The organism is Bacillus sp. MMSF_3328 (assembly GCF_030733525.1).
Lineage (GTDB): Bacteria > Bacillota > Bacilli > Bacillales > Cytobacillaceae > Bacillus_AB > Bacillus_AB infantis.
The window spans coordinates 13599-35108 of the sequence record NZ_JASHIV010000018.1; the positions used below are offsets into that span (position 1 = coordinate 13599).

At 46.4% G+C, this 21510-nt stretch carries 21 protein-coding genes; 13 read left to right on the forward strand and 8 right to left on the reverse strand.

All coding sequences use genetic code 11. The features are described from left to right. Positions 1 to 52 precede the first annotated feature (52 nt). Positions 53 to 1468 carry a Na+/H+ antiporter NhaC family protein gene (locus RBB45_RS20950; RefSeq protein ID WP_306010303.1) on the reverse strand — a complete coding sequence of 472 codons (1416 nt, stop codon included), beginning with the start codon at positions 1466 to 1468 and terminating at the stop codon, positions 53 to 55. 172 nt (positions 1469 to 1640) lie between these two features. On the opposite strand from RBB45_RS20950, the gene RBB45_RS20955 reads away from it, so the two are divergent. From RBB45_RS20955 to RBB45_RS20970, 4 genes are all read left to right on the forward strand, one after another. After that, positions 1641 to 2054, forward strand: coding sequence for an SRPBCC family protein (locus RBB45_RS20955; protein WP_306010304.1), 414 nt, complete (start codon positions 1641 to 1643; stop codon positions 2052 to 2054). 2 nt (positions 2055 to 2056) lie between these two features. Beyond that, entirely contained in the window at positions 2057 to 2413 is a 357-nt protein-coding gene (locus RBB45_RS20960) for an ArsR/SmtB family transcription factor (protein WP_009791571.1), read from the forward strand. Between the two features lie 145 nt (positions 2414 to 2558). After that, complete coding sequence (locus tag RBB45_RS20965; RefSeq protein WP_009791570.1) at positions 2559 to 3887, forward strand: sensor histidine kinase; 1329 nt, start codon at positions 2559 to 2561, stop codon at positions 3885 to 3887. A 352-nt stretch (positions 3888 to 4239) separates the two neighbouring features. Next, complete coding sequence (locus RBB45_RS20970) at positions 4240 to 5127, forward strand: GNAT family N-acetyltransferase (protein ID WP_148950949.1); 888 nt, start codon at positions 4240 to 4242, stop codon at positions 5125 to 5127. A 60-nt stretch (positions 5128 to 5187) separates the two neighbouring features. Here the strand turns inward: RBB45_RS20970 and RBB45_RS20975 are convergent, their stop codons facing one another. From RBB45_RS20975 to RBB45_RS20990, 4 genes are all read right to left on the reverse strand, one after another. Beyond that, entirely contained in the window at positions 5188 to 6198 is a 1011-nt protein-coding gene (locus RBB45_RS20975) for a hypothetical protein (protein ID WP_009791567.1), read from the reverse strand. A gap of 610 nt (positions 6199 to 6808) precedes the next feature. After that, the gene (locus RBB45_RS20980; RefSeq protein ID WP_009791566.1) at positions 6809 to 6985 is read right to left on the reverse strand and encodes an SE1832 family protein; all 177 of its coding nucleotides are present in this window, start codon (positions 6983 to 6985) and stop codon (positions 6809 to 6811) included. Positions 6986 to 7168: 183 nt separating this feature from the next. After that, positions 7169 to 7333, reverse strand: coding sequence for a hypothetical protein (locus tag RBB45_RS20985; RefSeq protein WP_009791565.1), 165 nt, complete (start codon positions 7331 to 7333; stop codon positions 7169 to 7171). 90 nt (positions 7334 to 7423) lie between these two features. Continuing rightward, positions 7424 to 7825 (reverse strand): VOC family protein, encoded by a 402-nt coding sequence (locus tag RBB45_RS20990; RefSeq protein WP_022543495.1) that lies wholly within the window; start codon positions 7823 to 7825, stop codon positions 7424 to 7426. A 314-nt stretch (positions 7826 to 8139) separates the two neighbouring features. Between RBB45_RS20990 and RBB45_RS20995 the strand changes: the two genes are divergently transcribed. The 4 genes from RBB45_RS20995 to RBB45_RS21010 all read left to right on the forward strand — a co-directional run bounded on the left by RBB45_RS20995 (position 8140) and on the right by RBB45_RS21010 (position 11360). Then, positions 8140 to 8265 (forward strand): FbpB family small basic protein, encoded by a 126-nt coding sequence (locus tag RBB45_RS20995; RefSeq protein WP_083783065.1) that lies wholly within the window; start codon positions 8140 to 8142, stop codon positions 8263 to 8265. A gap of 42 nt (positions 8266 to 8307) precedes the next feature. Beyond that, positions 8308 to 8556, forward strand: a complete 249-nt coding sequence (locus RBB45_RS21000; protein WP_371931642.1) for a YkvA family protein — start codon at positions 8308 to 8310, stop codon at positions 8554 to 8556. A 24-nt stretch (positions 8557 to 8580) separates the two neighbouring features. Next, a complete protein-coding gene (locus RBB45_RS21005; RefSeq protein WP_009791561.1) occupies positions 8581 to 9357 on the forward strand; it encodes a TerC family protein in 777 nt (258 codons plus the stop codon). Positions 9358 to 10130: 773 nt separating this feature from the next. After that, a complete protein-coding gene (locus RBB45_RS21010; RefSeq protein WP_306010305.1) occupies positions 10131 to 11360 on the forward strand; it encodes an MFS transporter in 1230 nt (409 codons plus the stop codon). Positions 11361 to 11395: 35 nt separating this feature from the next. Here the strand turns inward: RBB45_RS21010 and RBB45_RS21015 are convergent, their stop codons facing one another. Next, positions 11396 to 12157, reverse strand: a complete 762-nt coding sequence (locus RBB45_RS21015) for an MBL fold metallo-hydrolase (RefSeq protein WP_306010306.1) — start codon at positions 12155 to 12157, stop codon at positions 11396 to 11398. 118 nt (positions 12158 to 12275) lie between these two features. On the opposite strand from RBB45_RS21015, the gene RBB45_RS21020 reads away from it, so the two are divergent. Beyond that, positions 12276 to 12686 (forward strand): Lrp/AsnC family transcriptional regulator, encoded by a 411-nt coding sequence (locus RBB45_RS21020; protein ID WP_022543498.1) that lies wholly within the window; start codon positions 12276 to 12278, stop codon positions 12684 to 12686. A 45-nt stretch (positions 12687 to 12731) separates the two neighbouring features. Here the strand turns inward: RBB45_RS21020 and RBB45_RS21025 are convergent, their stop codons facing one another. Both RBB45_RS21025 and RBB45_RS21030 read right to left on the reverse strand, forming a co-directional pair. After that, entirely contained in the window at positions 12732 to 15761 is a 3030-nt protein-coding gene (locus tag RBB45_RS21025) for an efflux RND transporter permease subunit (protein ID WP_306010307.1), read from the reverse strand. A 463-nt stretch (positions 15762 to 16224) separates the two neighbouring features. Next, complete coding sequence (locus RBB45_RS21030; protein ID WP_306010308.1) at positions 16225 to 17067, reverse strand: metallophosphoesterase family protein; 843 nt, start codon at positions 17065 to 17067, stop codon at positions 16225 to 16227. Between the two features lie 193 nt (positions 17068 to 17260). On the opposite strand from RBB45_RS21030, the gene RBB45_RS21035 reads away from it, so the two are divergent. The 4 genes from RBB45_RS21035 to RBB45_RS21050 all read left to right on the forward strand — a co-directional run bounded on the left by RBB45_RS21035 (position 17261) and on the right by RBB45_RS21050 (position 21508). Beyond that, positions 17261 to 17893: a glycerol-3-phosphate responsive antiterminator gene (locus RBB45_RS21035; RefSeq protein WP_306010309.1), complete on the forward strand. Its 633-nt coding sequence runs from the start codon at positions 17261 to 17263 to the stop codon at positions 17891 to 17893. A gap of 273 nt (positions 17894 to 18166) precedes the next feature. Then, the gene (locus RBB45_RS21040) at positions 18167 to 19474 is read left to right on the forward strand and encodes an ABC transporter substrate-binding protein (protein WP_306010310.1); all 1308 of its coding nucleotides are present in this window, start codon (positions 18167 to 18169) and stop codon (positions 19472 to 19474) included. 76 nt (positions 19475 to 19550) lie between these two features. Next, a complete protein-coding gene (locus RBB45_RS21045; RefSeq protein WP_306010311.1) occupies positions 19551 to 20378 on the forward strand; it encodes an HAD family hydrolase in 828 nt (275 codons plus the stop codon). Positions 20379 to 20428: 50 nt separating this feature from the next. Then, positions 20429 to 21508 carry an ABC transporter ATP-binding protein gene (locus RBB45_RS21050; protein ID WP_306010312.1) on the forward strand — a complete coding sequence of 360 codons (1080 nt, stop codon included), beginning with the start codon at positions 20429 to 20431 and terminating at the stop codon, positions 21506 to 21508. Positions 21509 to 21510: the final 2 nt, after the last annotated feature.

A 21510-nucleotide genomic window follows, 5' to 3' on the forward strand; every position in this document is an offset into this window, starting at 1 on the left:
TGCCCTTTAACTTTACCACATTTCATTCGGTGCGGTGAGGGCAATTCAGCTGTCAGAAGAAAAATACGGTCCCCGCATACAATACGGCAGTAATACCGGCGGCAATCAAAGCAGGCTTCAGCTTATAGCGGGCATATTCAATGACAGACAAATTCAGGATCCGGGCGATCGTATTCGTATCGTCGCTCAGCGGGGAGGCAAATGCACCAAAGGTCCCGCTGGCAAAGACAGCGCCGATGACGAGCGGAAGATAGATCCCTGAAGCAGCAGCCATTGAAATCCCGAGCGGCATCAGGATGCCCCAGGTGCCCCATGCCGACCCGATGAAATATGAGATGGCTGCTCCGAATAAAAAGAGCAGCGGCACAACGATGGATGGAGGAATCCAGCTCGAATATCGGGTGACAAACGCGGAAAAGCCCAGCGCCTCTGTTACGGACGACAGCCCCCAGACAACCGCGAGCAGGACGATGACTGACATAAGGTCATTCCCGCCGATCACGAAGCTGTTCAAAAGATCGGACGTCTTCGTCTTTTGGAACCGGAAAAACAAAAATGTAAATAAAACAGTAAATACAAGGGCAATCAGCATAGCATCCATCACATCCGCTTTAATGAAGGCAGCGGCAAAGCCCCCTGCCTTCTTATAGCCGTCCCACCATGTGAATATTAAAGTCAGAACAACAACAAGCGCAAGCGGTACCAACAGATTCCACGGCTTTTCCGGCAAGTCCCTCCCAACCGCCGGGTCGCAAGTATGCCAGTCATCTTCATCATCGCCGGATTTTCCGATTCTTTCAGGATTGCTGTCCTGCGTTGACTTTGAATGATGGAAGAAGCTCAAATAAATGCCGAGAAGAATCATCACAAATGAAAAGAAATTAAAAGGGATGCTCCTCAGGAACAGATCATAAGGATCGGCATTTATGTTCTCATTGCTGACAGCAATATCGACAATGGAGGTCATATAGCCGACAAAGGCTGTAGCGATCGGTATCAGGACAATGATGGGAGTTGCTGTGGTCTCGATAACAAAGCCAAGCTCCTGTGTCGACATTTTCACTTTTTTCAAAAGTGCCCGCATGATCGGCGCAATCGTGACGAACCGGAAGCTGGGGGCCGAAAAGGTCCCAACCGTGGAAAGGTAAGTGAGAAGGAGTGCCTGCCTTTTATTTTGGATCCTGACTGACGCCTCCTCAACAAACCCCCTGATGCCCCCGGAAATCTTGATCATGCCGACAAGGCCGGAAAAAGCATAAAGAAAAAGGATGATCTTAATATTATTTTCATCTATGAGCCCTTTAACGAGAAAACGGATGAGCGTCTCCAAGCCTCCTGCCAGTGTCGGCTGAAGAAGGAAGGATCCGGCGAGAAGGCCGGCAAAAAGGCCTGGAAGGACCTGTTTGGTTTTTATGGCAATTGGTATTGCAATCAGAAATGGAAGGATAGAAAACCAGTCAGTCTGCACAATCATTCACCCTGTCTTTTGTCATAGTGTTAGATTGCCGAGGTTGGGAAAAAATTATTCCGATTGTGGGCAAGGTTTCCTATATGAACTTCCATTGACATATAACCATAAGGTGTTATATTTTAAAAGTGTAACCAAAAGGTTGTATATTCGTCGGAAAAGGAGAATCATTATGGCAAAAGCAGATGATATCGTCAAGGTCATCACCATTGAAGCACCAATTGAGAAAGTATGGGCAAAGGTAGCCTCTTCAGAAGGAATCGCGGAATGGTTCATGCCGAATGATTTCAAGCCTGAACTGGGCTGTGAATTTCATCTTCAGTCACCTTTTGGGCCTTCTCCATGCAAGGTGACCGAGCTTGATCCGCCTTACAGGCTTTCTTTTCTCTGGGACAATGATGGATGGACTGTTTCGTTCCTGTTAAAAGAGAAGGACGGGAAAACAGAGTTCACTCTTATCCATGCCGGCTGGAAGGAAACCGGTGAAATCCTGCCAAAGGCCCGCGAGGCGAGCGGCGTTGTCAGGGAGCGCATGAGCGGCGGCTGGTCAGGCATTGTAGAAAAATTGAAGAAAGCTGTGGAGTGATAATGTCCGCCCCGGCACAAAAATACGATGTTTTCCAGGCTGTGGCCGATCCGACGCGCCGCGAAGTCTTAAGGCTGGTTGCAGAGAAGGAGCGTCCTGTATCAGAAATTGCCGGCCATTTTTCCATTAGCAGAACTGCAGTGGCCAAGCATCTCCATATCCTTTCAGAAGCGAAGCTGATCAAGGGGCGAAAGGCGGGGAGGGAGAAGCTTTACACCCTCCAGCCAGAATCCCTCGCTGAATTGAGGGAATGGCTCGCTTATTTCGACCGGTTCTGGGATAACCGGTTATCGGTGCTCAAGCATCTCATTGAAAATGATAAAAGCACTTATCTGGAGCACAATGAAAAGGAAGAATAGAATGAAATGAAGCAGGCCATTCAGACTGGCCTGTTTTTGAAATTTTCCCAACCTATTTTATGATGTGCTCACCCTCAAAATATAGTAAACTTGAATTTAGGCTATTTTTACTATAAGTGTTATCAAGAAGAGGAAGTTAGAGCAGATGAAAAATGCCAAGCTCAAAGCCATCATTGTAATATCAGCAGGATTGCTGCTATTGTTTACTATTTTCAACATGTATATATCTTATGTAAGCATAAAGGGCTCTACCGTAAGGTCCATCGCCAGCCAGACGCTTGAAACAGCCAAATCTATTGCAGATACCATGCCAGTCATCATTTATGAGGAGTTTCTGGAAAATCCGGAAAAAGGGCCGGAATATGAAGCTATCAAAAGGTATCTGGAGGATGTCAGGAAGAAGACAGGCTCGCTCCATGTGTATACCCTCCTCATTGATAATCCCGAGGTTTCGAGGGCAATGATAGCCGGGCTCCCGCCAGGTGCCGAAGAGTTTCCAATCGGCGGGATCTGCACTGTACCTGAGGAGCAGGTGAAGCTGGCCTATAATGGGAAGCCTTTTAGTACCGGCCTCATCCAGGATCCCGAATATGGAGAGTATTTGACTGCAGGCGCGCCAATCAAAAATTCGGAAGGTGCAACCATTGGTTTCCTGGCCATCGACATCAGCGCGGAAATGATCGGAAGCATCAGCAGCAAGGTGCTGAAAGGCAGTTTATCCAACCTGGTCTTCAACGGAGTCTTTGTACTTTTTCTCCTCGCAGCATTCATCTTTATCCAGCGCTGGTACCAGCGCGAGCTGAAAAATGAAGTCGGTGAGACGGAATATACGTACCAGGCAGAGTTTGATTCGCTTCTTTCCTCAGTCCGGTCATTGAGGCATGATTACTCAAACCATATCCAGGTGCTTCACGGCCTGCTGAAGATTGAGAGCTATGATCAGGCCCTTTCTTATCTGACGGCCCTATCCAAGGAAGTGCATTCCATTGAATCCATCAAGCTCGATACGGTCAACCCCGGGCTGGGGGTACTGCTTGAAACAAAAAGGCTGCTGGCGCAAAATTACGGCATCGAAGCCAGATTTTCCGTTTCTGAGGACTCTTTTAATCTTATTAAAACAACAGACCTGATTAAAATCCTCTCTAATTTGATAGATAATGCCATAGAGGCTTCCCTTGAGCTTCCTGAGGAAGAAAGGAAGCTGTCAGTATCCTGCACGGCAGGTGAAGGCCGCTATATGTTTACCGTGACAAACACAGGCCCCTGCATAAATTCATGGGATAAAGAAAAGATTTTCGAAAGCGGATTTTCAACGAAAAAACCGGAAAAAGGCAAAACAAGAGGCCAGGGGCTGTTCATTGTAAAACAGATCACCAGCCGCTATGGCGGCCAGGTTACCTTAGATTCACATCATTCGGTTACTTCTGCTAAAGTGGTCATTCCTGCAGCTGCTGGAAAGAGCCCGGCAAAATGAAAAAGGATAAAATCCCATGGGATTTTATCCTTTTTCTTATACAGAAAATCCACCCTCGAAAGGATGGACAGGAAAGGGAAAAGGGTTCTTATTTTTGCTTTCTCGGATATTGACTTGCCGCTTGGCGCTTCATTTGCTCTTCGCGTTCAGCATCTTTTTTGAACGCTTCCATTGCTTTGTAAAAAAGCAGGCTCATCTCTTCCGCCTCCCTGTGTAATGATTAGATATTCCACTCGTTCCCGGTGTGTTTTCCTGTAAACTTAAATCAGGGATTTTTTTGAAAAAAGATTGGACGCTGATCATTTTCCGCCTTACTATAAAAGCAAAGAAGCCTTGATGGGAGGAAAGTAATATGGCTGTACTGGAGAAGCTGACGTTTGTCTCAGGCTATGAAAAAAACCGAATATTGCGCAAGAGTTTTAATGAACTGGCGAAAGAGACTTTCGGCATCCAATTTGAGAACTGGTTTGACCTCAGATACTGGTCAGATAAATACATACCCTATTCTTTTGCTGACGGAGAAAAAGTGGTGGCCAATGCATCGGCAAATCTGATCGGGTTTTCAGGAGAAGGAAAGGATTGGAAGGCTGTCCAGGTGGGCACTGTCATGACGCATAAGGATTATCGCAATCTAGGGCTGGCAAGGCAGTTGATGGAACGCATCCTGGAAGACTATCAAGGAGCGGATTTCATTTACCTTTTTGCCAATTCAACTGTGCTCGATTTTTATCCGAAATTTGGGTTCAGTCCGGTAGAGGAAACGCAATATTTCATTAAAGCCAACGCCGACAGCAATCAAAGCGAGATCCGCAAATTGGATGGCAGAAATCCGGAGGATCTAAGCTTCATTTATGAGATGGCAGGCAGGAGAACCTTTCCAGGCGGGTTTGATGCAGTCAACACAAGAGAGCTGCTCATGTTTTACTGCCTGAATGTGTTCCATGATGACATCTACCACCTCCCGGAAGATCGGGCCATTGTACTCGCCAGGCAGGAAAAGGATGTCCTGCATGTGTATGATATCATTTCCTCTGAACCTGATTGGGATCCGGCCGGCCTTGCCGGAAGGCTCGCAGGAAAGGAGACAAACAGGGCAGCGCTTTATTTCACCCCTTCTCCAAAGACCGATGTGCTGGAAAAGGTGAAGTATCAAGACAGCCATGTTTTATTTGTAAAATATAATGGCGAACATAGCAGACTGCCGGCAGAGTTTAAGCATCCGCTGACAGTCCAGGCATGAAGAAGGCGTCTCCTTTTTTGGAGACGCCTTCTTCACTGGCTGCGGGGCAGAAACGCCCTCCTATTTCCCGACTTTAAAGCTATAGACCGCCATGTTGGTCCCGTTTTCGTCTTTGATCAGACCGCCCTGCAGCTTTTCGCCTTTTTCGCCGTAGGTTTCCTTGATATAGGATAAGCCGTTGCCATCAGTGGGGTCGAACATGATTTTGACTTGATAGGATTTCAGATCTTTGATTTCGGTCATCGGGTTGGAGATGACCAGGCGGAAGGATCCGTCAGGCAAGACATCGGCACGGTCATTGAAGCCTGTGATGATATAGCCTTCTGCACTGACGCCTCCTGTAACAGATGCTCCTTCCAGAATATTGCTTTTGCCATTAACGTAAATGAAATCTTCATCTTCGGTCACTTCAGTTTCCATCCGGATTTGAACAGCTCCGTAATCATCGGGCTTTGACCATTCCGGTTCTTCAATCATGACCGTGCTTTCCGGCTGGGACAGGTCAATTTCATTCACAGCGATAATCTGCTTCTGGTGTTCTCCGCCTTCCTCATCAAGCCTGACGAATGCCCCTTCGAGCTTGCTGCCATCCACGGAATAATGCTCATTCACCTCATCGCTGCTGGCAGAGGGCTTGAAAATGATTTTTGTATAAATCACCGGATATTTATAATCATCCGGGATGCTGTCTTCAAGTGTGAAGCTTCCATCCTCTTCGACAAGAGTGGTGCCGGCGCTTCCGATGATGGTGCCGTCTAGCGGATCGGTATAAAGGAAAAGCTTTGAACCGGGTAGAAGATTGGTGGTGCCTGTGACTGTGATGTTTTGATCTTTCCGGTGGATTTCGCCTTCAAGCTTCACATCATAATCGCCTGCATCCTCACGCGCTGTAAGCACCGTAGTTTCAACAGCCTCTTTATCACTGTCCTCATCCTCAGCAGAATCCTGATCTTCCTTTTGGGCTGCCTCATCCTGTACAGGCTCCTTTTTGCCTGCTTCCTCATCCTGACTGTTCCCGCAGGCAGCCAGCAGTACAACAAGAATGACTAGAATAAGAGAATTGATTTTCATAATATGTTCCTCCGATTATAAGATAACAATCCCTATTGTAAACGGGAGGAAGGAGCTGCTGAAAATAATAATATCTAAATATTGGAAAAATAAATCAATCTTCCTATTATGAGGTGTGAATTTTATTACTAAAGTCATATAAAATACTCGCTTGTTGAGGCGAGTAGTGTAGAGATAGGTTATTCAGGCATCCTATGGATTCAAATCGACGAGTCATGCATAGATAAGCTCTATTCGGTACATGACTAGGCTGGAAGAGGTGGGGTCGTGCATAGAATGGCTCTTATTCGATACATGACTGGGCTGGAAGAGGTGGGGTCGTGCATAGAATGTCTCTTAATCGGTACATGACTGGGCTGGAAGAGGGCGGGGCGTGTATAGAATAGCTCTCATTCGATACATGAGTTGGCTGAAAAGGACGATTCATGCATAGAATAATTCCTATTCGGCACATGACTTGGCCTCACCGTGACGACTCATGCATAGAATGTCTGCTTTTTAAATATAAGGACCGGTTTCAAGCCGGCCTGTTACGCATTAAATTGCACTTATCAATATACAGGGCCTGTCTAAAATAAGACAGGCCCGATTATCTTACCCAAAACTCATATCACTCGTTTTCCAATTCTTTATACAAACTTTTCAGCTCTGCCTCGATTGCCTGGATTTGTTTTTCGAGCGGAGACAGGTTTCCGTCGACAGATTCCATTTTCTCCAGATCGTTTTGGAGCCGTACGTAATCAAGCTTAAGATCTTGTATCTTGTATTCTATTTCAGCTTTTTTCATCCTGATCCCTCATTTCTTCCATCTACTCTGAAATATAACGTTTACAGAAGGGATGGGCAACTGATATGCGTTTATGTATTTAAGCATAGATAGCGCTGTTTAAGCGTACCGCCAAATCTTTTCATATCTAATTGCAAAGCAAGCCATAGGCGCCTGCCTTCAAAGGAGGACACCTATGGCTTTTTATAGAGAGGCTTCTGTCAGCGCACTGGCTTCTTGTTCGGTCAATAGGATAAAAATGGTTTCTTTCCTGTTCATCGCCTCAAAAGTAAAATCGATTTCCAGCAGCAGGTAAAATTGCCGGTTGATCCTTACAACACAATGCTCCCCGATTGACGCAATGTTCATGATTTCACATCCTTTACGGATACATATAATGCGCTTTGGGGGAGAAAGGTGTGGACAAAGCAGAAAAAGGGGCAATGCCACCTTTAATGCTTACTGTCCAGGATGAAGGACATTGCACGCGCTCAGATTGTTGCCGTCCGGGTCTTTGAAGCCAAACCCGCCCATCCCGTTTTCAGGATGTACATTAAGCGGACCCACTTCTACCTTTTTTTCCTGGAGCCAATCTCTGAACTCTTTAAGAGATTCTGTATAAAAATCAACAACGGTGTGGTCGACCCCTGTATATGTATTATGGAAAGACAGATTTCCTTCACTGCCAGTCTCTACAAGAAAGATGGTCGGCACCCCTTTGGCTTCAAATGTCAGCATGGCAGCTTTTTCCCCATGAAAGTGAACCGAGACACCGAATATTTCTCTGTAGAACGCTATGGACCTTTCAAGATCTGAGACAGGTATTTCAATCGTGGCAATATGAGATACAAATTTTTGCATGGTTATCCTCCTTAAAAAATGGTCTGTATAATAATTTGCCATTGGATATGCCATTTCCTTCCTGCAGAAGAAAGTTTGACAGCCCAGAAGGTTTATATTATGATAAAGGCAACAGTTAAATAGTCTCCTAAAGGGGAGTAGCTTTTACAGCAAAGTCGTCATTTCGGAGTTTTCTCCCGGCTTTGTTGGCAACCATGACGTTGTTAGCAAGACCTTTACCTGATTCGGGTAAAGGTCTTTATTTGTTTATTGAGCCTTTGCCGGATGTGGCAAAGGCTTTTTTTCTGTTAAAAATTTTAAAAGGGGTGTCAGGCATGAAAAAGAAGAAGTTCCAGTTTGAAGAATTGATCAGGAAGAACAAGGAAGAGCTTCTGAAGGACAAGAGAGAGATTGAAAAAATTGAAAAGCGGCTGGATGAGAGGTATGCAAAATCGCAATAAGGAGTGTGAAGCAGCATGAAATTTTTCCGGAGAATCAAGTTTTTGTTTAAATTTTGGAAGGTCATACCCTTTCTGAAAGATTTCTTTTTATCGAAGGAGGTTGAGGCCCACAAGAAGGCGCTCGGCATCCTGCTCGTTTTGACGTATGCCTTTTTCCCATTCGATCTTATCCCCGATTATCTAGCCATCCTTGGAATCGTCGATGATTTGGCAGTGGCTGGATTTGTTGTAGAGCGGATGATCAAGATGGCGCCGGATTCACTGAAATTAAAGCATGGAATAGAAAAATAATCAGATTAATAGGAGGTTCAAAAAATGGATTTTGCATTATTAATGGAATATGGCTGGGTGCTGCTGCTCCTGGTAGCCATCGAAGGGCTCTTAGCCGCTGACAATGCGCTCGTACTGGCCATCATGGTCAAGCATCTGCCTGAAGAGGAGCGGAAAAAGGCATTATTCTACGGTCTGGCAGGAGCTTTTGTCTTCAGGTTCGGCTCATTATTCGTCATCTCATTCCTGGTCGACGTTTGGCAGGTCCAAGCGATTGGTGCGCTTTACCTGTTATTCATCTGTATCAACCATATTGTCCGTAAGCTTGCCGCCAGAAAATTCGGAGCGAAGGAGGAGGAAGAGGGAGAAGAAAAGAAGAAATCAGGCTTTTGGGTAACTGTTCTTAAGGTAGAGCTGGCTGATATCGCCTTTGCTGTTGATTCAATCCTTGCTGCTGTTGCCTTGGCGATCGCGCTCCCGGATTCAGGGCTTCCGAATATCGGTGGACTTGACGGAGGAAAATTCCTTGTCATCTTTGCCGGAGGTTTCATCGGTCTGATTATCATGCGCTTCGCAGCCAATCTGTTTGTCGGGCTGCTGCATTCAAGGCCTGGCCTCGAAGTTGCCGCATTCCTGATTGTCGGCTGGGTAGGCGTTAAGCTGTCTGTGTACACACTCTCACATCCGGCGCTTGGGGTACTGGCAGAAGGATTTGCCAAATCTTCTGAATGGAAAATCACGTTCTATATCGTGCTTATTTTAATTGCAGTTGGCGGCTGGTTCTTTTCGAAGCCGAAGGAAGAGGCTGTATCTGAAGGATAATTGGAGTTTGCTATGAGCCCTGGTTCCAGGGGCTGGAGGTTAGACCGCTATTTCTGGTGAAAAGGGAAATAGCGGTTCCAGCATGAGGAGGTAGAACCGCTATTTATATGAAAATCGAAAATAGTGGTTCCAGCATGAGGAGGTAGAACCGCTATTTCTATGAAAAGCGAGAATAGCGGTTCCAGCATGAGGAGGTAGAACCGCTATTTCTATGAAAAGCGAGTATAATAGTTCCAGCATGAGGAGGTAGACCGCTATTTATATGAAAATCGAAAATAGTGGTTCCAGCATGAGGAGGTAGAACCACTATTTCTATGAAAAACAAAAATAGTGGTCCCAGCGAGAGAAGGTAGAACCACTATTTCTGTTAAAACGGAAAATAGTGGTTCCAGCGAGAGAAGGTAGAACCACTATTTCTGCGAACACGGAAAATAGTGGTCCCAGCGAGAGAAGGTAGAACTACTATTTCTGTTAAAGCGGAAAATAGTGGTTCCAGCGAGAGAAGGTAGAACCACTATTTCTGAGAAAACGGAAAGTAGCGGTTCCAGCGAGAGAAGGTAGAACTACTATTTCTGTGAAAACTGGGAATAGTGGTGCTAGCAGCTAGAACCGCTATTTCAACGAAAACCAAAAATAGTGGTTCCAGCAAAAGAGGAGGGCGCTGCCTTCCTCTTTTTATACGAGTTTGGCAGTTTGTAACATTTCCCCAAGAGGATAAGGGAATCGCATGCTATAATGAATTGATTGACTATTCCCACAACAAGGGTGAATTTATGAACCAATTCAATTGGAAGCTTGCTTCACTTCTCCTGACTGGCATCGGCATTTCCAGGCTGGGGGATTTTATTTATCTGATTGCTATCAATCTGCTTGTTTTCGAAATGACCGGATCGGCTGCAGCGGTCGCTGGCTTGTGGATCATCGGGCCGGTTACAGCTGTGCTGATGAATTCCTGGAGCGGGGGAGTTGTTGACCGGAGCAATAAAAAGAAACTGATGATCGTTACGGATATCATCCGGGCTGCCGGAGTCGCGGTTATCCCGCTGCTCGGCAGTGTGGAACTGATTTATATATGCTTGTTTGTCATCAGTCTTGCAAAGGCATTTTTTGCTCCGGCATCCACTACATATATAGCCATGCTGGTACCAGCAGCTAGCCGGAAGCGGTTCAACGGGATCAGCAGCCTTGTCTCATCCGGGGCCTTCATTGTCGGCCCTTCCATTGCCGGTGCGCTGTTTTTGATCGGAACCATTGACACGGCCATCTACTTGAACAGCCTCTCATTTCTTGTTTCGGCCCTCATCATCATGTTTCTTCCTGATGCAGATAAGGATGCACCTTTGCCTGAAAAGAGGAACGTGTTTGAGCACCTAAAGGAAGACTGGCGTGAAGTGATCAACTTCAGCAAGAAAGAATCCTTTGTTTTCGCTGTCTACGCCAGCTTTCTTGCGTTCGGCCTGTTTTCCCTTGCCTTGGATTCACAGGAGGTTGTGTTCATCCAGGATACAGTCGGGCTGTCCGAGGCTGACTACAGCTTCCTGGTCAGCATCACAGGTATCGGCTTTGCGCTTGGAGCCCTGTTGATCACCGTTATTTCCAGGCTGCTGAGCATCAAGCAGCTCATGGCCATCGGGATGCTCATGGTCTCAGCAGGATATATGATCTATGCTTTATCCTATTCATTCGCGATGGTCACTGCAGGATTTTTGCTCCTTGGCTTTTTTAATGCCTTTATGAGCGCGGGCTTTCAGACGTTTTACCAGAATAATATCCCCATCTCCATCATGGGGAGGATGACGAGTGTATTGACCGTCTTCCAAAGCATTGCCCAAATCATTTTCCTGCTCGGCATCGGGATCATCGGTGATATCATCCCTCTGCGCTATTCAACGATCGTCCTTGCCGGAGCAAACCTGCTGCTTTCTTTTTATGTCATCTGGCTGGCTTTGAAGCCTGGGATGAACCAGTATTTTTCGGAGGAAGAGAGGGCAGAGGCTATGTAAAAACAGACAGGGGGATTATCCTGTCTGTTTTTTCACTAAAACGAGTAAGATTCACCGTCATCAGGCACCAGCACATTAGAAGAGATTCCCTTGTCCTTAATAAACTTCTTGAGTTCGTCCCTGGATAATGTCCAATGATTGACTGCTTCCATGTGGCTTGCAATGATTTTAGCCTTAGGAGCAGCCTTGCACACTTCATATACATCATCCTTGCCCATCACAAGAGAGCCGCCCTCAAGGAACTGATTATCTCCCGCATTTACTACAATGACTTCTGGAAGATGTGCATCAATTTCCTCCTGAACATCTGCATTCCAGACAGTATCTCCGGCTATATAGAGTGTTCTTTCGGAAGGATGTTTAAAGACTGCACCGCACACCAGACCAGCAAGCTTCAGAATTTCTCCCCTGCCATGCTCGCCTTTCGTTTTTATCAGATGGATGTCTTCGAATACTGTATCCTCTTTAAGGACTTCTACATTTCGAAAACCGTCACTTCTGACTGAACTGGCATCTTCCTCATTTTGCACGAACATTTTAATATCCTTTGGAAGTGCGTTTTTGGCTGCATCATCATAATGATCCAGGTGAAGATGGGTTAGAATGACTGCATCTGCCTGATCAACTATTTCATCAATAGAAAATGGCAGTTTGGTTAAAGGGTTTTGCTGTTCCTGCCTGATAGAATTAGGGAAGGGGGAATAAGTACCTTTCTCTGCTAAAAATGGGTCGATTAAAAACTTTTTCCCAGCGTAATGGACAACCAAAGTTGCATTTCGGATTTGTTGTATAATCATATTGCACAGCTCCTTTTCCATAATGTAAGTATAGTTTATAATAAGACCCTTTTGGCTTTACATAGATTAAATCAAGTCTTTAAGCACTTTCACTTGATTAATGAAAGGATTTGTTGGGATGTTAGATGGTACGGATAAACATATTATAGAAGAGCTTTCAAAAAACAGCCGCATAAAGATGAAAGAGCTCGGTGAAAAAGTCCACCTGACCGGACAGGCGGCCTCAGCCAGAGTTGCAAAACTGGAGGATTCAGGGGTTATTGAAGGATATACCATTAAAGTAAATAAGGAAAAGATGGGTTACCCAGTTCATGCCATCCTTCATATTTATACGAAAACCGCCAATCATCAGCCGTATTTATCTTTCGTTAAGAAACAAGAACAGTACATCATCCATAACTATAAAGTGAGTGGGGAAAGCTGCTATCTGCTTGAATGCAGATTCCCATCCAATGAAAGATTGGATGAATTTTTGACGGGACTCAGCAATGCAGTGAGCTACAAATTATCTATCGTTATCAGCAAATAGAAGAACAAAAAGAGAAAAGCCCCGCCAAAAGCGGGGCCTCTCTCATCAGCTTGCATTCTCCATCACAGGCTCCGGCTGCTCCTTCGTCTTCTTGGGAGAGCGGCTGAATAAGCGGTACACAGCCGGAATCAGCAGAAGTGTTATAAAGGTAGCGAACATCAGCCCGGAGATGAGGACTGTTGCCATTGGCGCCTGATAGTTTCCGGATGTGCCGGAAGCAAGGGCCAGCGGCAGCATTCCGCCAGCTGTTGTAAGGGTCGTCATAAAGATCGGGCGGATCCGGTCCTTTCCGGCCTGAATGAGTGCATCAGTGATTGCAGCTCCTTCTTTGCGCAGCTGGTTGGTCCGGTCCAGCAGCAGGATGGCATTGTTCAGCACAATGCCGATCAGCATGACGATTCCCATTGCCGACATGACGCTCAGCTCTCGCTGGGTCAGGAAGAGCCCGAGGATGACGCCGACGATTGTCATCGGGATGACTGACATGACGATGATCGGCTGAACCAGATGATTGAATTGAACCGCCATGACAAGGTATACAAGGAATATGCTGATGGAAAGGATGAAGACCATATCCTTGATCAGTTCCTGCTGCTGCTCCAAATCTCCGGCTGCAGATAAAGTGTAGCCTGCCGGTGCATCAAATTTCTCGATCAGTTTCTGTACATCACGGTTGATGCTGCCAAGATCCCTGTCCTCAATATCAGCCGAAATAGATATGAATCTTTCACCATCTTTATGGGAGATTTCATTCGGCGCATCAATCTTCCTCAGGCTAATCAGCTCTGACAGCTTCTTTTCTCCCCCGGCAGCAGGGATGGAGAGCTTCATGAGTGCCTCTTTAGTTGCCGTCTTTTCGCTCCATCCTAAAATGAGGGGAACAGATTCTTCATGGAGTGAAACCTCGCCAAGCGGCATTTCCATAAAGGACTGTTCAATGAATTGCTTGACCTGCAGTCCGGACAGTCCGGCTTTTTGAATTTCGTCTTCCTTTAATTCTACGATCTCTTCAGGTGATGTGCGTTTCATGGAAGAAGTAATAGCGACGATTCCATCTATTTTCCCAAGTTCCTTTATAAAAGAATCGGAAACAGTCTCCAGTTCTTCAAAGCTTTCGCCCTTCAAATTAACTTGCACAGGATAGCCGCCGCCGCCTGACATCGCACTCTGGACGCTTTCAATTGGCTGGGTATCCTCAAGCTCGCGCAGCGCCTTCATGATTTCCTCGTTGACCTCTTTCTGGGATTTTGTAATATCATCCCCTTTGGTCATATTGATGATGGTGTACATCATACCGCCGCTGTCCATGACATAATTGGATTCTACATCCTTGATTTTGCTCAAGCTTTCATTCATTTCTGCGGCAACCGCTTCTTTTTCCTTGATGGATACTCCGGTCTCCAAATCAACCATCAGCTCGGAATAGCGGTTGAACACATCGGGCATGATTGTCATCGGTATTTTTGGAATAAGCAGCAGCGAGCCTGCAAACATGAGGAAAAAGGCTGCAATCACTGCAAAACTGTGGCGCTTTTTCTTTACAGTCCAGTTAATCACCCTGCTGTAAAAACGAAGCAGCGGTCCTTCCCTGCGGGCTTTCTTTTTGCTGGAAATTTTTAAGAACTTCTCTGACAGGGAAGGGATGACTGTGAATGAAACCAGTACTGAACTGATCAGTGTGATTGCAACAACTGCCGACAGTATGATCATGAATTGGCCCATTTCTCCGCCCAGCAGCCCGATCGGCAAAAATACGACGATGGTAGTGAGCATACTTGCGATTACGGCTGCCGATACTTCTTTCGTTCCTTCCAATACGGCCTCAAGACGGGCTAGCCCCTGCTCTTTTTTGCGGTAGATGGATTCCAGAATGACGATGGAAGAGTCAACCATCATGCCGATTCCCAATCCCAGGCCGATAAGTGTCAGCATATTGAGGCTGTATCCGAACATCCACATCGAGGCGAAAGTCAGGAGTACGGATGTCGGAATTGAGATTCCGACAATGAGAGTGGCCCTTAAGTTCCTCAGGAATAACAGGAGAATCACTACAGCAATGATGCCCCCAATGAGGATGTTGGACGCGACGCCGTCAATGGATTCCTGTACATAGTCAGCCTGCGCAACCATCTCATTCAGCTCAAACCCTTTGATCAGCCCTTCTTCACGGATTTTTTCGATTTCCCCGCGGACAGCATCAGCCATTTCGATCTGGGTTGCATCCGAAACTCTCCCGACCTGGACAAACACAAGATCCTTGGTGCCATTTTTCCAGACAAAAGAGGAGCTTTCCTGCGGCGCTACTGTAATATCAGCAATGTCACCAAGCTTGATGAAGCCTGAAGGAGAAGCAATTTCAATATTCCTTATGTCATTTTCTGAACCCGGCTTTGTATTCCAGCGGACAGAAGGGGATTCCTTTTCCAGCTTGAGCTGACCGAGCGTCGCTTCGCTGTTCACCTGCTGGATGGCAGCCATCACCCCGGCAGCATCCAGTCCTTTTTTCAGCATGTCTTCCCGGTTTAAGAGAATGTTTACTTCATCCTCCTCCATGCCGGAAAGCGATACATCCCTTACTTCAGGCAGAGCTTCAAGCCGCGGCTCCAATGTTTCCTTTGCAAATCTGGTTATGTCCTCAAGATTGCCGTTCGACAGATCCAGGAAAAATTCATAGCTTTGGCTAGCGCCGTATTGCCCCATTTCTACTTCCTTTACAGCAGATATCCCGGCAGTGGAAGAATTGATGACAGATTCCACTTCTTTGAAAACCTCGTCACCCCGGCCCTGCTCAAAGGCCATTTGGATGGAGCTTCTTCCGGCAATTGTAGTGGACGTTACATCTTCAACCCCGTCGAGCCCTTTTAATTGCTGCTCAAGCGGAGTGGTAATCGATCGCTCAATTTCTATCGCAGGCATTTCTCCCGCATTGATCTCTGCATAGCCGCCATCCATCTTCATGGCAGGCATGAGCTCCTTATCAAGCTCAAGAACTGCATAGCTCCCGGTCAGCAGGACCAGGACTGCCACAAGTCCAACCAGAATCTTTCTTTCAACGATAAATTTGATCAGTTTCATAAGTACTCTCCTTTTAGTGAGATGAAAATATGGATCTTTGCTCCCAAGGAATAATCATACAGAGCAGTTGTAGAAAATAATACATTAATTAGTAAAATTTTCTTGTTGAAGGGGTAAATCCCATATCCTTCTGTTTTCCATCATAAACTCAATCAGTCTAAAGCGGATTGAGCCTCAGACATATTTTGACTAAGACTTGGGACCTAGAAAAGAGCAGGGCGTTTGCAGGCTCGAGGGGCTGGCGTTCAGCAGGGTGTGAAGGCTAAGGCTTTATTTGCGGCTTTGAAGATATATTTGCGACTTTTGGGATATATTTGCGAGTTCTATATATTTGCGACCTTCCTGAATGCTGGCCAAAAACTCGGCAACATCTGCATAACCAGTATTCCGCCGGCAAAAACCGCCTCCTCGCCGGCAAAAAGAAATAGACACAGCTCACAGCCATGTCTATTTCTCAGTGTTCCTACAGCTGATAGGCAGCTGCATTGAGGGGAATGCGGCACTCACGCTGTTCCTGTGTGCCTCTTGCTGCAGGGGTTGGCCCGAAGTGGGGGATGTTTCCGGCGATGAATCCTGCTTTTTCGACCAGGAAATCATCATCCAGATCAATGGCGGAAACGGAGATCTCTTCTTGGCCGATTTCAATGACACGGACTGCCTGCTGGTCAAGGCATGCGGATTTTTGTACAAAGGTCCAGTTGTTTTGCTGCACGATGGAGTCTACATGGGTGTGGCCGTTGAAATAAACGCCAAGCCCTTTCTTTTGGCTCAGCACTTTCCACATGTCGATATCCCGGTGGATGGAGCCTTTTTCGCCATCTGAGCGGGTTGTTGTGTTATAGACAGGATGGTGGGCAAACACAAGAAGCGGCTTGGAGCCGGAAGCTGCAACAACAGTCTCGAACCAGTTCAGCTGTTCTTCATCCATCCAGCCGCCCCAGTCTTCATAGTTCATTTCCCTCGCCGTATCAAGGAAGGCGAAAACTGCTTTTTCATTTTCGAAAGAGTGATATTGTTTCTGGCCGGTGATGGCGAGCACTTCTTTCTTTGTCATCGCATATACATCGTGATTGCCAAGCGCATGGTAGAAGGTGCGGTCTTTTTGCCTGATGATGCTGTAGATTTCCTCAAGCTCGTTTGGAAGGCCGAAATTAGTGAGGTCACCGATCGAAACATGAAAATCAGCCTCGATATCCAGGAAGTAGTTCATGAATGTTTCATAGAAAGCTGTACGCGCTTCTTTGAGTCCCAAAACCTCTTCGTTGATTGCCGGGTAATGCAGATCTCCAATCATTGCAATTTTCATCTTTTATTCTCCCTTCGTATGTACTGCCTTTCACTTAGAACAGTAATGGCCGAATATTAAGAAAAATGACGAGGAATGTAAAAATCAGGTTAAAGAGCCTCCCGGTTACTTTTTATCATAGAGGATTATGATACTGTAATAGGGGAAAGGACAGGATCACGGACAGCAAATCTATTTTCAGAATAGGAGTGTTATGGTGGCAGCATTGGCAGAGAAAGCGGAATTTCTGGAACGGCTGGAAGCATGCAGGAAGATTGCGGCAGTCAAAGAGCCCTGCGGAATTGAAAAAGCAATCAAGTATAAAGATAGAATCAGCGCTGTCTTCCTGATGACCGGCAATATTATGTCTGTAAAGAATTATGCAGATCTGTTCAGGAAGGAGGGGCTTCCTGTTTTTATCCATATAGAAAAGATCGGGGGATTAAGCCTTAACAGTGAAGGGCTGGATTTCATCGCCAATTATGTCAAGCCGCTCGGCATTGTGACCACAAAGCCGGGACTTGCGGCAAAAGCTAAGAAGCGGCGCCTGATGGTCATCCAGCGTGTATTCATGATAGATTCGGAAGTATATGATCATGTGCTGGAGCTGAGCGGACCTGATGGCCCTGATATGATTGAAATCATGCCTTCAAGGCTTCCTCATATCATTCAATCACTCTCGGAAAAGCTGCCGGTGCCGGTGATCACGGGAGGGCTGCTGACGGAAAGGGAGCATGCAGAAGAATCGCTCTCATGCGGGGCTGCGGCGGTCACGACCTCCAATACGGGAATCTGGAAGGAAGATTTGAGCAAAACCGGGCACAAAAATGCGAGAATGCCTGTTTAATAAAGATTTACAATTCCATAATACTATCTTAGCAAAAGGGATGTAACATCATAATCGACAAGTACATAGAAAACAGGTTCAATGCAGAGAGACCTCAAACACGGAGAGTAGGGATTCCGTTTGTTTGAGGTCTCTTTAGTTTTTTGGGAGGTGAGGAGGCAGGCCAGTACCTTTGCCATTTTCTTGAAAGCTTTACAGCTCCAATCTTGCTTAAGCTGAACTACCTGATGCAAAGTGCTAGATCACAATCCATTGAAAACGGGGGAATATGAAGTGAAGAAAATATCCGGTCTTATCGTAATGATTTTTATGCTGCTGGTGGCAACCGCATGCTCAGGCACTAATTCTGCCGGTACAGAAACGAAATCTTCGGGGGACAATACCGCATCTGCCAGTGATGACAGAATCCATATCAAATACTGGTATGCGTGGGGAGATAAAATTGGCGAGAATAATGAAAATCTCGTCAAGATGTTCAATGAATCCCAGGACAAGATTTATGTAGAAGCAGAATACCAGGGGACTTATGATGAGCTTCACTCCAAGACACAGGCTGCTTTTGCCGCCAAGAATGCTCCTGAAGTCACTCAGAATGAGATTGCTTCCATTGGCGTTTTTGCTAAATCCGGCATGACACAGGACCTCACGCCATTCGTTGAAAAAGATGATATCAATATGGATGACTTTAACCCGGGGCTGATGGGGAATTCCTATGTGGATGACAAGCTTTACGGCCTTCCATATCTGCGAAGCACACCGATTCTGTATATGAATACGACCATGCTGAAGGAAGCTGGGCTTGATCCGGCAGGGCCTAAGGATTGGAAGGAATTCGAAGAATATCTGACTGCCCTCACAAAAGAAGGGAAAACGGTCGGGATGACCATGCCGGTCAATATCTGGATGTATGAAGCATTTGTCGCACAAGGTGAAGGGCAAATGATCTCTGATGATGAGAAGAGTGCTGAATTCAATGGAGAAGCAGGTGTTGAAGCGCTTGAATTCTGGAAAAAGATGGCCGACAAAGGCGTCATCAAGGTTCCTGGCGGCGAAGCAGCTGCAGAAGTAGCCAAGCAGGATTTTGCCAACAGCCGTTCTGCCATGGCTTTCTCTTCTACAGCCGATCTTTCTTATAATTTGAGCGTGGCCGAAGAACAGGGCTTTGAGCTGAACACTGCTTTCATGCCTGCCAATAAGGTGAATGGAGTGCCGACAGGCGGTGCCAACCTGGTCATGACAGCCGGTCTTGATGAGGAAAGGCAAAATGCCGCATGGGAATTCATCAAATGGATGACGGCAAAAGAACAAACCATTTATGCCAGCGAATATACTGGCTATCTGCCAAGCCGCCTTTCAGCTGTAGATTCTGAAGAAATGAAGTCACTATATGAGAAAATGCCCCAATTCAAAGTGGCTGTCGACCAATTGCAGTATGGTCATGCCCGTCCGATGGCAGAAGCCTATCCTGAAGTGGCTAAAATCCTGACAGACCAAATCTCCAGGGTCATGCTTGAAGATGGCCTTGCTCCAAAAGACGCCCTTGATGAGGCAGCAGAAAAAGCCAATCAATTGCTTAAGTAATCATTAATTGCATCAGGCTGCCGGGGGAGGGATTCAGTCCTTTTCCCCGGCATTCATAAAGAAAGGGGAATGCAGAATGACTTGGCACAAAGACATTAAAGTGGCCATTTTCGACTTGGACGGCACATTATATCAGGATTATGCTTTTTTAGGGAGATATATCAGCCACATGCTTGGCAGCCGCTTGCAGGGACAGGAACTTCAGGCGGCCATCGATGAAGCTTATATGATTCTGGAGGGAAAGCACCCGGTGAAGTTCGGCTATTTGTTCTGTCATGATGGAAACAGGGCATACAGCCATGATGGGCTTGTCCCGACAGGCTGCTTCGGATGGGATGGAAAGGAAGGGGTACTGAACCAAGAAGAGATGGACGGACTTTTCTACATAGGCGATCCATGGGGGATTGCAGCCATTCTTGCAAAAAGGCATGGCGTCCATGCAGAAGAACAGCTGAATGCGTTCGAAACAGTCAGGAAGGAAATGCTTGCCGGACCCCATCAGATCGAGGTGTTCCCCGGCTTGATTGAAGCGGTAGGCAAAATGGGTGCTGATCGCAAGATTTTTATGACCAACACCCCATCTCCTTCTGCTGAAGAATTTGTCAGCTTTCTTGGGCTGGAAAATCTGTTTGATACATACATAGTGGATGCACAGAAGCCTGAGGGCATCAGGGGCGTCATGAAAAGGCTGGGGGAAGAAGGCTATCAGCCCCATGAAATCTTATCCGTCGGGGACAATCCCTTCAATGACCTTTACCCGGTGAAACAGCTTGGGGGCAGGACCTGCCTGATTTCCGGGTATGAGCATGCCGGCTCAGAGGAGTGGGACCATTCAGTAAAAACAATCGAAGAGCTGGCCGGATTCTTGAGGCTTTTGGAGGCCGTTCCTTCAGGGACTCTCTAGGATCCTTGTCTGGAGAAAATCCAATACTCGAAAACAGGAGATGAAAAGGCATGGCTGAAATCAGATTGGTGAACATATCAAAAACCTATAAAGATGAAGAAATCATCAATGATTTGAATCTGACCATCCGTGATGGATCCTTCACAGTACTGGTTGGCCCATCCGGCTGCGGTAAATCAACGACATTGCGGATGATTGCAGGACTGGAAAAGGAATCAGGAGGAGAGATTTGGATCGACGACCAGAAAGTGAATGATCTTGCCCCCGGAAAGCGCGGCATTGCCATGGTATTTCAAAACTATGCTCTGTATCCGACCATGACGGTCAGGGGAAATATTGAATTCGGGCTTGTGAATAAAAAGGTTCCTAAGCAGGAACGGGAACAGCTTATTGCTGAAATATCAAGGATTGTCGGCCTGGAGGAATATCTTGATAAAAAGCCGCAGAACCTTTCAGGCGGACAAAGGCAGAGGGTAGCGCTCGCCAGGGCCATGGTAAAGAAGCCGAAGGTATTCATTCTGGATGAGCCCCTCTCCAACCTGGATGCGAAGCTGAGAGTCCAGATGAGGACAGAGCTGATCCAGCTTCACAAGCAGCTCGGCACCACCTTTATATATGTGACGCATGATCAGGTGGAGGCCATGTCGATGGGGGATGAAATCGTCATTTTGGATAAAGGCAAAATCAAGCAGGCTGACAGCCCGATGGCTATCTATCATGATCCAGAGAATATCTTTGCCGCGAGCTTTATCGGAACGCCTCCCATGAACATAGTGGAAAAAGCCCTGCTTTCTGATTATATGCCGGCTGTAGACGGTGACGCAGCCTATATTGGATGCAGGCCTGAGCATATGGAAATCGTTACGGCGGATACCTTTGATGCGCACAGCATCATCCTCCCTTCCAGGGTGGCCGCGATGGAAACACTTGGATCTGAGACCATTTATACCGTTCAAAATACGGCTGGCGTTATGCATGTGAAGAGCTTTCTCGATCCGATGCCCCATCTGCAGGATGTGCATGTAAGGCTTCCATATGAAAAGCTTTACTTTTTCACGAATGATGGAATAAGGAACAGGTCAGCAAGCATGAGCATGCAGGAGCCTGTACTGGTAAAAGGGGGCCGCTGATA

Bases quoted from the DNA above. Each gene is read 5' to 3' on its own strand.
- RBB45_RS20955 (WP_306010304.1), top strand. From the start codon at position 1,641: ATGGCAAAAGCAGATGATATCGTCAAGGTCATCACCATTGAAGCACCA.
- RBB45_RS20960 (WP_009791571.1), top strand. From the start codon at position 2,057: ATGTCCGCCCCGGCACAAAAATACGATGTTTTCCAGGCTGTGGCCGAT.
- RBB45_RS20965 (WP_009791570.1), top strand. From the start codon at position 2,559: ATGAAAAATGCCAAGCTCAAAGCCATCATTGTAATATCAGCAGGATTG.
- RBB45_RS20970 (WP_148950949.1), top strand. From the start codon at position 4,240: ATGGCTGTACTGGAGAAGCTGACGTTTGTCTCAGGCTATGAAAAAAAC.
- RBB45_RS20975 (WP_009791567.1), bottom strand. From the start codon at position 6,198: ATGAAAATCAATTCTCTTATTCTAGTCATTCTTGTTGTACTGCTGGCT.
- RBB45_RS20980 (WP_009791566.1), bottom strand. From the start codon at position 6,985: ATGAAAAAAGCTGAAATAGAATACAAGATACAAGATCTTAAGCTTGAT.
- RBB45_RS20985 (WP_009791565.1), bottom strand. From the start codon at position 7,333: ATGAACATTGCGTCAATCGGGGAGCATTGTGTTGTAAGGATCAACCGG.
- RBB45_RS20990 (WP_022543495.1), bottom strand. From the start codon at position 7,825: ATGCAAAAATTTGTATCTCATATTGCCACGATTGAAATACCTGTCTCA.
- RBB45_RS20995 (WP_083783065.1), top strand. From the start codon at position 8,140: ATGAAAAAGAAGAAGTTCCAGTTTGAAGAATTGATCAGGAAGAACAAG.
- RBB45_RS21005 (WP_009791561.1), top strand. From the start codon at position 8,581: ATGGATTTTGCATTATTAATGGAATATGGCTGGGTGCTGCTGCTCCTG.
- RBB45_RS21010 (WP_306010305.1), top strand. From the start codon at position 10,131: ATGAACCAATTCAATTGGAAGCTTGCTTCACTTCTCCTGACTGGCATC.
- RBB45_RS21015 (WP_306010306.1), bottom strand. From the start codon at position 12,157: ATGATTATACAACAAATCCGAAATGCAACTTTGGTTGTCCATTACGCT.
- RBB45_RS21020 (WP_022543498.1), top strand. From the start codon at position 12,276: ATGTTAGATGGTACGGATAAACATATTATAGAAGAGCTTTCAAAAAAC.
- RBB45_RS21025 (WP_306010307.1), bottom strand. From the start codon at position 15,761: ATGAAACTGATCAAATTTATCGTTGAAAGAAAGATTCTGGTTGGACTT.
- RBB45_RS21030 (WP_306010308.1), bottom strand. From the start codon at position 17,067: ATGAAAATTGCAATGATTGGAGATCTGCATTACCCGGCAATCAACGAA.
- RBB45_RS21035 (WP_306010309.1), top strand. From the start codon at position 17,261: ATGGTGGCAGCATTGGCAGAGAAAGCGGAATTTCTGGAACGGCTGGAA.
- RBB45_RS21045 (WP_306010311.1), top strand. From the start codon at position 19,551: ATGACTTGGCACAAAGACATTAAAGTGGCCATTTTCGACTTGGACGGC.
- RBB45_RS21050 (WP_306010312.1), top strand. From the start codon at position 20,429: ATGGCTGAAATCAGATTGGTGAACATATCAAAAACCTATAAAGATGAA.